The following is a 13,080-nucleotide window of genomic DNA, read 5'->3' as shown; positions in this document are numbered from 1 at the left end:
CATGGTAGGATCAAATCTATAATTATGAACCTAAGGCATGAATGAAGCTCCTCGTATATTGATAATTGAAGACGAACCTTTAATAGCCGAGGATATAGCCGACCTATGCCAATTGAATGGCTACAAAGTTTGTGGAACCGCCTATTCAGCCTCAATGGGACTTAAAATGATAAATACCCATAGTCCAAGCTTGGTCTTGCTCGACATTAATCTACAGGATAGAATAGATGGACTGGAAATTGCAAATTTCTTGAAAGACAAGTACGAAATCCCATTTATCTTCCTTACTTCTTATTCAGACAGGGAAACTTTGGCACAAGTAAAAAAGACATCTCCTCTTGGTTACATTGTGAAACCATTCAATAAGGAGCAGCTATTTTCAACTATTGAGCTGGCTTTGGCTCAAATGGAAGCTGATAAAAACCGGGAATTGGATTTCGAACTGATTGACAAGAAACTCCCCGAGCCACTTAGTGCCAGAGAAAGGGAGGTATTATCCTGTATGTTTAAGGGGATGTCTACCAAAACAATTTCCGAGACACTTTTTATAAGTACAAACACGGTAAAATTTCATTTGAAAAACCTATTCGAGAAAATAGAGGCTCATAACCGGGTTGAATTACTGGTGAAGTTGAAATCTATGATGGGCAAATAAAAAAATTCTGACACGACAAGTCACATCAGTAGGGTGTTTTGTTTTTTTCGCCCGTAATTTATTTTAGTTAGCTGCTACTTAATTATTTCTGACAAAATAGGTCTAATTGAAATCTTGGACTGTAAATCGATGAAAAGAAGGATTAACCAATTGACAGAAATCCCACAGAAGTATTAAATCTTAATTTGATATGGAGAATAATAATATTTAGATATTACCTGATATTGACATTAGAATTATTGTTTTTTTTCCGATTGGCTTCACCTGTACTTTTTATTTAAAGCCATTTTTCAGACAGCCGGAACGATGGAAACTTGACCAGCTTCCACTAATTTATGCAATTCATGGCATATTGTTGACTGCTTGGTTTATGCTGTTGGTGGTGCAGTCGTCAATGATGATGAAAAAATAAACGGTATCGAGAATACGGACTCAAAGTGATATGGTAATTTCGGTCTATCCTAAACCTAAGCCTCAAATCCTACTGAATTAGACCGAATTGATGTATGAAAAACCTTCTATTTTTCTTATTTACTATTTCGCTTAGCAATTCCCTCCTACTTGCTCAGACTAAGGAGGCTTTGGAAACTGAGATCAAAAACTTGGAACAAGCCGAAGTCAGTGCTATTCTTGCCATGGATTATGAAAAACTTACCAACTTATGGGCTCCCGATTTTATGGTAAATAATCCCGCAAATACGGTTTTGAAAAGCAGAAGTGAGGTTTTTGAGCGAATGAATCAAGGAATCATCCACTACAGCGAGTACAGACGTGAGATTGAAGAAATCTTGATAATGGAGGGTATGGTCATTGTCATGGGTGAAGAAACAGTCAAACCCAAAGGTGTTGCTCCGATGACCGGAAAGACCTTAAGGCGGAGATACACGAATTTTTGGCGAGAAATAGATGGAAGATGGCAAGTGCAGGCAAGACACGCCAATGTGATTGGGGCTGACTAAATTCCGACTCTTTAGATTTGGTCAATTGCCCAAAAGACTAAATTATTCCGTTAATTTATTTCAGATTAATCCGAGTCTACAAAGAACCTAAAAATAGAATGAAGTTTCTCACCTCCCAGATGACACTTTTTTTACAAAGTAAACCAGACCGAAAAAACCTACGGCTATTGTTTAATTTCCTATTGATCCTCCTGGGCATGATCACGATTTTTTCCGTGATTTTTCATCTTTTGATGCTTCGAGAAGGACAGTCCTTTTCTTGGCTGACGGGATTCTATTGGACACTTACAGTGATGTCCACGCTTGGTTTTGGGGATATCACTTTCAATAGCGATTTAGGACGGTTGTTTTCTATTGTGGTCTTGCTTTCAGGGATGTTATTCTTGCTGGTTTTATTCCCTTTTACCTTCATCAATTTCTTTTATTCTCCATGGATAAAAGCGCAGGAACAAGCCCGAGTCCCCAGAGAACTGCCAAAAAACACACAAGGCCACGTTATTTTAACTAGATATGGGCCAGTGACGGAAGCACTAATTAAAAAGCTGGACCGATTTAAATACCAATACTATGTTTTAGTAAATGATCTGGCTGAAGGTCTGCGGTTAAAAGAATTGGGAGTAAATGTAATGTTGGGAGATTTGGTAGATCCACAGACTTACCGGAATGCAAGGGTAGAAAAAGCTGCTTTGGTAGCAACCACCGAATCCGATGTACTCAATACCAATGTAGCATTTACAGTAAGGGGAATCAACAAGGATGTAACTATAATTTCTACTGCAAATACTGAAGAGGCCGTGGATATTCTTGGATTGGCGGGAAGCAATAATGTCCTCCAATTGGGAGAGACGATGGGCATTATTCTGTCGAGAAGAGCCAATGCAGGTGATGCCTGTGCACATGTAGTTGGGCGTTTCGGAGATTTGCAAATTGCTGAGGCCCTTGTGACCGGATCCTCCTTAGTTGGACTTTCATTAAAAGACACTGCCTTACGTCAAAAAGTCGGAGTCAGTGTGGTAGGAATATGGGAACGGGGAAACTTCCAAAATGCGAGACCGGATACACTCATTTCTCAGAGCACTGTATTGGTTTTGGCAGGGTCCGAACAGGAGATCGAATTATACAACAATACATTTGGCGTAAAGAGAGAGTTAAAAGCTCCAGTTTTGATTTTGGGAGCAGGCAGGGTTGGTAGGGCTACTGCAAGAGCTTTTTCAGGACGTAATTTGGATTATAGGATTGTAGACAAGGATCCTGCGCGGGTGAAAAATATCAAAGACTCCATTGTTGGGGATGCCTCAGATAGGGAAGTTTTACAAAAGGCCGGGATTATGGATTCACCCTGTGTGATTATCACCACCCATGATGACGATGTGAATGTCTACCTTACCATTTACTGCAGATTAATCCGACCTGATATACAGATTATAACCCGAGCAACTTCGGAGAGAAGCTTAGGAAATATGCATCGAGCTGGTGCTGATTTTGTGATTTCCTATGCTTCTCTCGGAGCAAATACAATCCTGAATTTGCTCCAAAGAAGTGATATCCTGATGGTAGCGGAGGGACTTGACCTGATCAAAGTAAAAATCCCAAGACTGCTCATTGGAAAGCAAATCCAAGAAACCTCCATCCGAAAAGAAACGGGTTGTACCATTATTGCGATAAAAAATGGGGATGAAATGATTATCAACCCACATCCATCGATGGTCCTGCCAAAGGATGCGGAAATTATTCTGATTGGTACTGTTGAAGCTGAAAATCAGTTTTTTCAGATTTATGAAACGAATTAGGGAGTAAATTTTTCCATTATATCTAAATCTAAAACTCACAGGATCAACAGATTTCTGTTTAGCACACTAAATTATTTGCTCCCCAATGCAACTCAAGTATCAGATTTTCCATCTACCCAAGAAATCAATCATTTTTCTAAACCAACTAATAAATGAAAATCTCAAAAACTATCCACCAACTTCTCACAGTATTTATATTATCCCTATTCCTAGTTACAACAAACTCCATGGCTCAGGATGAGCAAAGATCAAGAAGTCAAACAGTGTACCTAGAAGTTCTAGGAAACGGTTTGATTTATTCACTGAATTATGACACTCGATTCAGCAATAGTGTAAAAGGTTTGGGAGGACGTGCAGGCATAGGACACATGGCTATCAATGGAGACAGGCTGACTACCTTTCCTTTTCTTGTCAACTATTTATTTGGCCGGGACAAACACTACTTTGAAGTGGGTGCAGGTGCCACTCTACTCACTGCTTCCGCTTTCTCTAACTTTGGGCCTGTGGACTCACGGGAAAGTGGATCTGCTTTTATCGGCACGATGAGTTTAGGCTATAGACTAGAGCCACTGAATGGAGGATTCTCATTCCGTGCCGGAATTACCCCGATATTTGACAGAAAGTCGTTTTTCCCATTTTGGCCACAAATTTCCTTCGGATACGCATTCTAATTAGGGCATCCATTGCCTCAAGTTTTATGACCTAATGCAATTTGGCTGCGTCAACCGCTTGATTTGCTCCTTTTCCGCCAGGATTCATGAAAAATTCCCCACTCAATATCGTCTCTCCCGGAACTGGGAAATGATCAGATACTATTACCATATCTGTATTGGTGCTTCCGATAACTACAATCTTTCCGTTTTTATCCATTTTGGGCTCTATTGATTTACCGCTATTTAGGCCAAAGCATTTTAACAATCGCTAAATCTGATCTCTTAATTTTTGGTCTATTTGCAATTCTACCATTAGCCAGTGTGAGTTGCAACCATAACACCTTGCATTTGGAATTGAATACATGAGCTTATGTCAGTTAATTAACTATTTTTGATGACATCCCCAGACTAAATTGAAAAAATGCCTTTTGGTGGCTTTCTCATTATTCTCCGCCTATTTTTCGAATTCTCAAATACTTACCCCCCGCTTTGAAAATATAAGTGTCACCGAAGGTCTGCCCCACAATTCAGTCTACAGCATCACGCAAGATCTCCGCGGCTATATGTGGTTTGGAACGGCAGATGGCCTATGCAGATATGATGGAAGCAGACTCATCGTTTTTAAGTATAAAGCCAAACACGATCAGGATATTGTAAATAACTTTGTCAGAGGAAAGCTACTGGAAGATAAAGTAGGCAACATCTGGTTTTGTAATGAAAGCGGCATCTACAAGTGGAATTTTTACTCAGAAACCGTGGAAAGAATCAGAGATTTTAAAAGAGAAATTTATGAAAACTCTACCTTCAGTTCTGTGTATCTCGATGAAAATGATCACATCTGGATATTCAATCCCCTCCATGGCATTTTCGAATACATTATTCTTGATGATAAAATTAAAAGGTACCCTTTACCAGAACCGATAGATTTCCCGATTGGGGTGCATTCTTATGTAAATGCTGATCTTGGTGGTAATATTTGGATAAGGTTTGGCAAAAACCAAGATCCTTACTTAGTATTTAATCAAAAATCGAAGAAATATACTGTCCAATTAACCAACGATTCTCCTCAGGCTATTTTTTTTGAGGATGACTTCATTATCAATGCTTATGAAGAGAAACTCATCTATATAAGCACGAAGGATAATTCAACCAAAACCATTAGAAAAAAAATTGAAGGAGAAAAAATATCCTTTTCTTCATATGATGCAGTCCGGGATAACTATGGCAGACTGTGGATGTCCACTCAGGGAAAGGGCATATTTTCTTATGAGGAGGAAAAAGGGATTTTCAGTGAGTTTAAACACGATAATTCAAAAATAAACTCTTTGCCCTTCAATCTGACTACCTGTCTTTTTTTAGATAGTAATGAAAATCTGTGGATAGGCATGGACGGAGGAGGTGCGGCTAAATTAGATTTGAAACAGCCTAAGTTTAATCTATTCCCCCTATCTGAAGGTGATTACCCCATACTCAGCGATTATTTTACAAAATGTCTGTATGAAGACGATGAGGGGAGAATATGGTTTGGTACCCAATCAAATGGATTGAATATCCTTAATCCTGAAACCAAGAAATTATCCTCATATCAGTACGAAAAAAATAACTCTAAAAGTATTCCCGGGAATATGGTGGGTGCTATTGTCAAAGATCGGGAAGGAAGTATGTGGATAGGAAGCAGTGGAGGTGTTTCTATTTTCAACGAGGCCGACAATTCATTTGAAACCATTCCGATTAAAGATCTCCCACCACTCTATCCTTTGATCAATAACTTGGTCCACAAAATTCTTCCTCTCGATAATGGAGATTTATTAGTGGCGACTACGATCGGATTGATCAAAATAGTCAAAAAAAGTAATGGCAAATATCAGGGTCAATATTTTAAAAACACGGCAGCTCTCAATTCATTTACTACAGATGTCGTAGAAATGCCTGATCATTCCATTTTTACAGCAATTCCTGGTGGGGGATTGTATAATTTTCAGTCAAAGAATGATGGCTACGAATTCACTAACTCATATCTGGAAGGAATTGATTTGCGAAGCGTAACACTAGATATAGAAGATAAAGATTATTTGTGGTTAGGCACAGGAATAGGACTTGTTCATTTCAACACGGTTAGCAAAGCTCACCAAATTTGGGATGAAGATAATGGCTTAGGAAATAATTACGTTTACGGTTCTCTTCAAGATTCTAATGGAAATCTGTGGATCAGTTCCAATAAGGGTTTAAGTTTTTTGAATCGAAAGGAGAATTTATTTGAGAATTATTCATTTCATGATGGTTTACAGAGCAATGAATTCAATACGCAGGCTTTTTATAAAGGTCCTACTGGATTGTTTTATTTTGGGGGAATAAAGGGATTCAATTGGTTTGACCCTGAATCTCCAAAACAAGAACTCGGCAGACCCGTTGCAGCAATTCCAAAAATTGATATCAATGAACAGGTATTTTTGAAAGATGAGGCTTTTGTCAATAATCCCATCATAAGGGTCAATCACGACCATAATGATTTTAACTTTCAATTTGCTGCTTTGGATTTCACCAGACCTGAAGCCAGCCATTTTCAATATATACTGGAGGGATGGGATGAAAATTGGATAACCACCGAAAACAGATCTGCCCGATATTCCAATCTTTCACCGGGGAACTATACCTTAAAATTAATTGCATTTAATTCAAGTGGAATCCGAAGTGCGGAAGAAAAGATTTATTTGATTATCAATCCTCCTTTTTGGGAAAAAACGGAATTTATGTTTTTCGTAATTGTCCTTTTTTTAATCGGAATTGTATTGATCACTTATAAAATTTCCCAATTAAAAGCCGAGAAAATATTCAGGGCATTGGAGAAGCAAATAGCCATAGATGCCGAAAGAAATAGGATCAGTGCTGATATGCATGATGAAATCGGCAGTGGAATCACCCATATTGCCTTGCTAAGCGAACTTATGCTTATTCAATCCAAACCCTTTCTGGAATTAAAGAAGGATATTCAGTTTATTTCCTATTCGGCTAGGACGCTACTAACGAACATAAGTGAAATCATCTGGGCTTTAAATTCTCAAAATGATTCGTTAGAAAATCTTCTTGCCTACATAAGAGAACAATCCTGTAATTATTTCGATTCTTTGGCCATAAATCTGGAGATAGAATTTCCGGATGAAATTCCTGATATCAAGCTCAGTAATTTACAACGAAGAAATCTCTATTTAGTAAGCAGAGAAGCATTGAACAATGCTATTAAACATTCAAATGCCTCGTCGATCAAGCTTGAACTCGAGATTGATGACAACACCAACTTTTGCTTCTCAGTCACTGACAATGGAAAGGGAATGATCCATATGGTAAAGAAGTCCGGAAACAACGGTATTTTGAACATGATAAAAAGGATGGAGGACATTGGTGGAACTATTGCTTGGGAGCCTATGGTAATAGGGACCAAAGTGAAATTTTGTCTTTTATTAGAAACCTAATACTACTTATATCATACATTTTATCTTCTAAAATATTCCTTAATTTGGAAATATGACCCCAATTGTAATAATAGAGGATGATGAAAAAATCCGCAATTACCTGTCTGCCTTGATAGCAGGTTCGGGGGAATTTGATCTATTGGCTAGTTTTGGATCTGGGGAGGAAGCTATCCAATATTTTGAAAAAGGGCTTGGCGATAAGGTTGAATTGGTATTAGCGGACATACAGCTGCCTGGAAAATCAGGAATTGAAGTGATTGAATGGCTTAAACCTTTGAGACCAGATATACAAATCATGATTCTGAGCGCATTTGATGATGCGGACAAAGTATTCAAAGCACTCAAAGCCGGAGCAACCGGTTATATTCTGAAAACAACCGAAGCATATAAATTGATTGAAGCGCTCAGAGATCTCAGGAAGGGGGGCAGTCCAATGAGCAATCAAATTGCCAGAAAGGTGGTCAATGCATTCCAGCAAGAAATTAACCACGAAAATCTCAGTGATAAATTATCAGCAAGGGAAAAAGAGGTATTACACTGGCTGTCAAAGGGATTTAGCTATAAGGATATTGCTGAGAAATTGTTCATTTCTGTGGACACAGTACGTACCCACATCAGAAATATTTATGAAAAACTGCATGTTGGAAATAGAAATGAGGCTCTGCGAAAGACTGGATTTCGCTAAGGTCTAGCCTAAAACCTAAAGATTACTACTTTTTTCACATTTTTTAGTGATGGAACAATCCTGAGTTTTGAAGTGCAAACCAGAAAGCCCAAAAATGGCTGGTTCATTTCAAAATTCTAAAAACTAAATATGAAAATTCCCATCACTTCAATCCTTATCCTTGCAATATCCATTGCAATCACAAGCTGTGGAACCATCGCAGGTGCACTCACCGATGGCAAGCGACCCGTTTACCTGATCGATTCCCCAAGTGATTTAGAAGTCACATTTGGCGGGGAAGATCAAATTATAACTTCGGATTTATTTGCATCGAGTTCACTGGCAAATGTTACAAGAGATTATTACACTGCCGCTGTAAAAATTCCCTATAAAAATAAGGGGGATTTATCGTTGCATTCAAGCGACCTTGGCCAATCAGCCAAAATAGAGGTAGAACCAAAAAGACTTGGGGCAATTTTCTGGGGAAATTTAATTTTTGCTCCAATTGTAGGACACATCATTGATGGTGTGACCAATAATAATAAAACAGCAAATCCAAGATACATAGATGTTCCCGCAGCATTAGCGGGGAAATCAAAATCCGAATGGAGAAGTCAAGGAAAACTAAAGCAACATGCTAAACAAAAAAAGCAAAGAAAAACACAACCAAAACTTATTCTTACCTATAATAAATCTCTCCCGATTATTTAATTGGGATTCACCCTTACTATTAAAAACATACTCAAACTTTAAATCAACATGTACTTAAACAAAATATTTTGTTTCGCCTTGACTTGTTTGGTGGTTTTATCCTGTACAACTCCCGAAAGTAAAGAGGATACATCGACCTTAGAACCAGCACTTGTATCTGTGGACTCCTTAACAGACAACTGGAATGAAGGTTGGAACAATAAAGACTCGGCTTCGATAGCGAGTATGTTTACTGAAACAACTGTAGTAATGGAAGGTGATTGGATTGTTACGGGCAGAGATTCCATAATGGAAAAATGGGTCATAAATCAAATGCCTAAAATGGATAATTTCAAGACCGATAAAATTTCTTCCGGAGTTACTGCTGATATGGCTTATTACACAGGTACCTATTCATTAGATGTTGTAAACAACGATTCTATTGTTGGTAATTCACAGGGAAATTTCACTACCCTTTGGAAAAAACAGGATGACAATTCTTGGAAAGTAGAATTGCTGCATATGGGGAATCTAAACCCATAAAATCAACTCAGCTTTAACCATATTATCCTGAAACGCCTGATAAAAGGCGGCTAGGTGGATTTATTTCATACAAATCCCTCATAATTAGGATTCGGGCAAATAAGCGAATACATCCCATTTTTTAAGAAACACCCTACAACCTAATTCCCATTATGAAGTATCGCTTTATTGCAATCCTTATTTTAATGTTGGTCGGCTCTCAGAATCTATACAGTCAAGACTATATTATACTTTCAGATTCTGAGGTGAGAGGGATTTTGAGGGTAAGCTTGGGAGCCACCCAATTCAGTTTGAGAGAAAAAGACAGCCTAGCCCAATCAGCCTATGGCATACATCTCTCCAATGAGGTAAAATTATTATCCTATGTGTGGAACAAAGAAAAGTCATTTACCTTCCACGATGCTTTTTATCTGGACCTTAGTTTTGGAAGAATGAATAATGAACCACGTGAACTGCCTTCAAAAGGTGAAAGTGAAAGCCGCTTTAGTTATGTAGCAAATATGGGGTATCTGCTATTGCCAGGATATAGGAATCCCAAATGGGCTTTATTGGCCGGGCTAGATTTCAGGTGGAGAGCTGTGAAAGTAGGAGAATATACTTTTCCCAATGTCGATGGCCCACTCCTGTATTACAGTAGACCACTGGTAATCCGTGCAGAATATGCTTTATCCAAAGAAATAGCAGATAAGAGAGCCATATTTATGATGTGGTATGACAATGGAACCGCAAAACGTACAAATTACCTTAGTGCGCGGTTAGAATATCCAATAGGTGAAAAAGGTAGGTCTTGGATATATTTTCAATACACTGGACAGAGCGCCCTTGGAGAAGATACTTTTACCCCATCAGATGCCAAGGACACGAAGTTTAACCAACTTATCTTAGGGGTCAGGATCCAAAATGCAATTCTTTGATTTTTCAATGACTATTTTTTTATCCGAGTGGGTATTGATACCCATTCGGATTTTTTTTTAAAAAATAGGATACTCTTCAGGAGCCAGGATCTTTACTATTTAGATAAGTGTGCCTGCCTAAGTCCGGATTGAAACTCTGTGACTTAGATAAAACTTAATCCTCTCAGAATCTTAAGGCAATTTTTTCCCAAAAAATCAAAAGGAATTGACTGCCCTAAAAATTTACAGCACAAAAGATCAATAGGATAGATTCTGATTTTTTAGAATGACAAACTTCCACTCTTCATTCTTTGTCTTTTGTTTTTTTACCCACTCCCTTCTATTTGCGCAGACTAGTGATGCTACAATGGAAAAAATTAGGAATTTGGAACAACAAGAATTGAGCACAATTCTATCTCGGGACTACGAAACCCTTTTTAAGTTGTAGGCACCGGATTTCATGGTTAATAATCCGTCTAATTCTGTTCTTGAAAGAAGATATGCAGTTTTTGAGCGAATGAAACAAGGCATCATACACTACAGCGAATTTACATGTCAGCCGGAAGCAATCCGGGTGATGGAGGGTATAGTCATCGTGATGGGTGAAGAAACTGTGAAACCTATCGGAAATGCTCCTATGGCTGGCAAGACAGTGAAGCGCAGATACACCAATATTTGGCGGGAAATTGAAGGGCAATGGCAAGTTCAGGCGAGACATGCCAATGTAATCGGGATTGAAGAATAAACACCGGGCAATCAAGAATTTCAAGCCTGAATTCATCTGCCAAATCTTGTTTCACGTAGAAAAATATTATTTTTACACGTAATCAATTTCTTTATGAGCACCAAACTCACATTAAATCTCAACAAGGAAATAATCGAGGAAGCAAAGTCCTACGCCAAAAGTCATCAAACAAGTTTGTCTAAATTGATCGAAAACTATTTGAGCTCATTGACACGTGTTTCTAAGAAAAAATCTCCTATTAGCCCATTGGTGGAAAGCCTAACAGGCATAATCCCAAGTGAATACGATGAGAAGAAAGATTATCGCGAATACATCGATGAAAAATACCGATGATGGAGCGAATTTTTATTGACACCAATATTGTGATTGATCTCTTGGCCAAACGAGATCCATTTTATCGTGCTGCCCAAGGTTTGTTTACCATCGGTGATCACAAGGAGGTTGAGCTTTATATTTCAGCTCTGACTTTTGCCAATGCCTATTATTCCATTGTAAGACATCACAAGGAAGTAAATGCAAAAAAATATCTAAGTAAGTTTAAAATTTTGGTCAGTATCCTCTCAATTGATGACAAATGCATTGAACTAGCTCTAGCATCTGATTTTGAGAATTTTGAGGATGGACTACAATATTTTGTTGCTTTAGAAAATCAGGCAGATGTAATCATTTCCAGGAACAAAAAAGATTTTAAATCATCCAGGATTCCTGTAATGACTGCGGAGGAATTCTTGACAAAATGATTTGATTTTTATCCTTGAGAGATTTATTAAACATCACTACAACCAAATGAACCCATGACCAAAAAACGAATACTCTTCACCGGAGGCTCAGGAAAAGCAGGCAAGCACGTGATCCCTTATTTACTTAATCAAGGACATCGAGTGATGAATGTGGATTTAGTCCCTCTAAATCACCCTGGCTTAGACAATCTGATTGCTGACATCACCGATTCAGGTCAGATGTTCAATGCCATGAGTTCCTATGCCGGGTTTGATGAGTTGGAGCCTGGAACGGGTGTGCCTAAGTTTGATGCGGTCGTTCATTTCGCGGCGGTCGCCAGAATTCTGATCAATCCTGACAATGAAACCTTCCGCGTCAATGCCATCGGCACTTATAATGTAATCGAAGCAGCTGTCAAACTTGGAATTAAAAAGATCATCATCGCCTCCTCGGAGACAACGTACGGAATCTGCTTTTCCGACGGAAAAACAAATCCAAACTACCTCCCACTCGATGAAGAATACGATGTCGATCCAATGGACAGCTATGGCTTATCCAAGGTGGTGAATGAAAAAACTGCTCGGGCTTTTCAGCGACGATCTGGAGCAGATATTTATGCGCTTCGTATCGGAAATGTGATCGAACCGCATGAATACGCCGAACTTTTCCCCAACTATTTCAAAAATCCTGAAGTGCGTCGCAGGAATGCCTTCTGCTATATCGATGCACGAGATTTGGGACAGATCGTAGATTTATGCTTGCAAAAAGATGGCTTAGGATTCCAGATTTTTAATGCCGGAAATGACCATAATGGAGCGATTATCCCAAGTAAAGAGCTGGCTGAACGATTTTTCCCCGGAGTGCCTATCAAACGTGACTTGGAAGAACACGAAGCCCTATTTTCCAATCTTAAAATCCGTGAAGTTCTTGGATTCAAAGAGGAGCATAACTGGAGGAAGTATGTGAAGGGGGAGTGACGTCTCCTTTCATATTTTGATCTCGAAGACACAAAATTTGTGGCCCAAATCCAGCCGTTTTGGCTAAAGCCGAAAGAACGAGTTTTTTTTTTAAACATCCAGCTGAAGCTGGAGGGAATTCATGTGTGAAACCCCGATAAAATTAATTCTGTAAATAAGGTTCGGGTGATTTTCATTACTAAAGGAATTGATTTTGGGAATCTTTTTCCATTATATGATTTTACGCGACTTTGCCAGTAGATCAAAAATGGCCTCGACTTCGCTCGGCCACCGGATTTAATGTTGTTAAAGGGAGGGGAGGAATATGCGGCTGCGCCCCAT

General features: G+C 38.7%; 14 protein-coding genes and 1 pseudogene. 13 read left to right on the top strand and 2 right to left on the bottom strand.

The genetic code is table 11. From position 1 onward, the window contains the following. The first annotated feature begins 37 nt into the window (after window positions 1-37). The 4 genes from ACK4HU_RS19200 (at window position 38) to ACK4HU_RS19185 (ending at window position 4,075) form a co-directional block, all read left to right on the top strand. Window positions 38-655, top strand: a complete 618-nt coding sequence (locus tag ACK4HU_RS19200; RefSeq protein ID WP_409809345.1) for a response regulator transcription factor — start codon at window positions 38-40, stop codon at window positions 653-655. A gap of 506 nt (window positions 656-1,161) precedes the next feature. After that, entirely contained in the window at window positions 1,162-1,614 is a 453-nt protein-coding gene (locus tag ACK4HU_RS19195; RefSeq protein ID WP_409809344.1) for a nuclear transport factor 2 family protein, read from the top strand. A 98-nt stretch (window positions 1,615-1,712) separates the two neighbouring features. Next, window positions 1,713-3,404: a potassium channel family protein gene (locus ACK4HU_RS19190; RefSeq protein ID WP_409809343.1), complete on the top strand. Its 1,692-nt coding sequence runs from the start codon at window positions 1,713-1,715 to the stop codon at window positions 3,402-3,404. A 152-nt stretch (window positions 3,405-3,556) separates the two neighbouring features. After that, the gene (locus ACK4HU_RS19185; RefSeq protein ID WP_409809342.1) at window positions 3,557-4,075 is read left to right on the top strand and encodes a hypothetical protein; all 519 of its coding nucleotides are present in this window, start codon (window positions 3,557-3,559) and stop codon (window positions 4,073-4,075) included. A 37-nt stretch (window positions 4,076-4,112) separates the two neighbouring features. Here the strand turns inward: ACK4HU_RS19185 and ACK4HU_RS19180 are convergent. After that, a pseudogene (locus tag ACK4HU_RS19180) lies at window positions 4,113-4,274 on the bottom strand (PfkB family carbohydrate kinase); the annotation flags it as partial. 214 nt (window positions 4,275-4,488) lie between these two features. On the opposite strand from ACK4HU_RS19180, the gene ACK4HU_RS19175 reads away from it, so the two are divergent. The 9 genes from ACK4HU_RS19175 to ACK4HU_RS19135 all read left to right on the top strand — a co-directional run bounded on the left by ACK4HU_RS19175 (window position 4,489) and on the right by ACK4HU_RS19135 (window position 12,759). Next, on the top strand, window positions 4,489-7,527 hold the full coding sequence (locus ACK4HU_RS19175) for a two-component regulator propeller domain-containing protein (RefSeq protein ID WP_409809341.1): 3,039 nt from the start codon (window positions 4,489-4,491) through the stop codon (window positions 7,525-7,527). Window positions 7,528-7,579: 52 nt separating this feature from the next. Then, window positions 7,580-8,212, top strand: a complete 633-nt coding sequence (locus tag ACK4HU_RS19170; RefSeq protein WP_409809340.1) for a response regulator transcription factor — start codon at window positions 7,580-7,582, stop codon at window positions 8,210-8,212. A 129-nt stretch (window positions 8,213-8,341) separates the two neighbouring features. Next, window positions 8,342-8,902, top strand: coding sequence for a hypothetical protein (locus ACK4HU_RS19165; RefSeq protein ID WP_409809339.1), 561 nt, complete (start codon window positions 8,342-8,344; stop codon window positions 8,900-8,902). A 48-nt stretch (window positions 8,903-8,950) separates the two neighbouring features. Then, a complete protein-coding gene (locus tag ACK4HU_RS19160) occupies window positions 8,951-9,424 on the top strand; it encodes a YybH family protein (RefSeq protein ID WP_409809338.1) in 474 nt (157 codons plus the stop codon). Window positions 9,425-9,576: 152 nt separating this feature from the next. Next, complete coding sequence (locus ACK4HU_RS19155; RefSeq protein ID WP_409809337.1) at window positions 9,577-10,338, top strand: hypothetical protein; 762 nt, start codon at window positions 9,577-9,579, stop codon at window positions 10,336-10,338. A gap of 439 nt (window positions 10,339-10,777) precedes the next feature. Beyond that, a complete protein-coding gene (locus ACK4HU_RS19150; protein WP_409809336.1) occupies window positions 10,778-11,062 on the top strand; it encodes a nuclear transport factor 2 family protein in 285 nt (94 codons plus the stop codon). 93 nt (window positions 11,063-11,155) lie between these two features. Next, window positions 11,156-11,395: a DUF6364 family protein gene (locus ACK4HU_RS19145; protein WP_409809335.1), complete on the top strand. Its 240-nt coding sequence runs from the start codon at window positions 11,156-11,158 to the stop codon at window positions 11,393-11,395. Beyond that, a complete protein-coding gene (locus ACK4HU_RS19140; protein ID WP_409809334.1) occupies window positions 11,392-11,802 on the top strand; it encodes a type II toxin-antitoxin system VapC family toxin in 411 nt (136 codons plus the stop codon). The genes ACK4HU_RS19145 and ACK4HU_RS19140 overlap by 4 nt, the downstream gene beginning before the upstream one ends. Window positions 11,803-11,856: 54 nt before the next feature. Beyond that, window positions 11,857-12,759 carry an NAD-dependent epimerase/dehydratase family protein gene (locus ACK4HU_RS19135; protein WP_409809333.1) on the top strand — a complete coding sequence of 301 codons (903 nt, stop codon included), beginning with the start codon at window positions 11,857-11,859 and terminating at the stop codon, window positions 12,757-12,759. A 119-nt stretch (window positions 12,760-12,878) separates the two neighbouring features. On the opposite strand, the gene ACK4HU_RS19130 is transcribed toward ACK4HU_RS19135, so the two are convergent. Then, window positions 12,879-13,080, bottom strand: a 202-nt coding sequence (locus ACK4HU_RS19130) for a hypothetical protein (RefSeq protein ID WP_409809332.1), incomplete at its 5' end; no start/stop codon positions are given.

It is taken from the genome of Algoriphagus sp. (assembly GCF_046296635.1).
Taxonomy (GTDB): Bacteria; Bacteroidota; Bacteroidia; order Cytophagales; family Cyclobacteriaceae; genus Algoriphagus.
Note: the sequence above shows the minus strand (reverse complement) of the source record. Positions and strands in the feature narration are given on the sequence as shown.

What these genes read in the sequence shown, in the direction of transcription:
- ACK4HU_RS19200 (WP_409809345.1), top strand. Translation starts at nt 38, where the DNA reads ATGAATGAAGCTCCTCGTATATTGATAATTGAAGACGAACCTTTAATA.
- ACK4HU_RS19195 (WP_409809344.1), top strand. Translation starts at nt 1,162, where the DNA reads ATGAAAAACCTTCTATTTTTCTTATTTACTATTTCGCTTAGCAATTCC.
- ACK4HU_RS19190 (WP_409809343.1), top strand. Translation starts at nt 1,713, where the DNA reads ATGAAGTTTCTCACCTCCCAGATGACACTTTTTTTACAAAGTAAACCA.
- ACK4HU_RS19185 (WP_409809342.1), top strand. Translation starts at nt 3,557, where the DNA reads ATGAAAATCTCAAAAACTATCCACCAACTTCTCACAGTATTTATATTA.
- ACK4HU_RS19170 (WP_409809340.1), top strand. Translation starts at nt 7,580, where the DNA reads ATGACCCCAATTGTAATAATAGAGGATGATGAAAAAATCCGCAATTAC.
- ACK4HU_RS19165 (WP_409809339.1), top strand. Translation starts at nt 8,342, where the DNA reads ATGAAAATTCCCATCACTTCAATCCTTATCCTTGCAATATCCATTGCA.
- ACK4HU_RS19160 (WP_409809338.1), top strand. Translation starts at nt 8,951, where the DNA reads ATGTACTTAAACAAAATATTTTGTTTCGCCTTGACTTGTTTGGTGGTT.
- ACK4HU_RS19155 (WP_409809337.1), top strand. Translation starts at nt 9,577, where the DNA reads ATGAAGTATCGCTTTATTGCAATCCTTATTTTAATGTTGGTCGGCTCT.
- ACK4HU_RS19150 (WP_409809336.1), top strand. Translation starts at nt 10,778, where the DNA reads ATGGTTAATAATCCGTCTAATTCTGTTCTTGAAAGAAGATATGCAGTT.
- ACK4HU_RS19145 (WP_409809335.1), top strand. Translation starts at nt 11,156, where the DNA reads ATGAGCACCAAACTCACATTAAATCTCAACAAGGAAATAATCGAGGAA.
- ACK4HU_RS19140 (WP_409809334.1), top strand. Translation starts at nt 11,392, where the DNA reads ATGATGGAGCGAATTTTTATTGACACCAATATTGTGATTGATCTCTTG.
- ACK4HU_RS19135 (WP_409809333.1), top strand. Translation starts at nt 11,857, where the DNA reads ATGACCAAAAAACGAATACTCTTCACCGGAGGCTCAGGAAAAGCAGGC.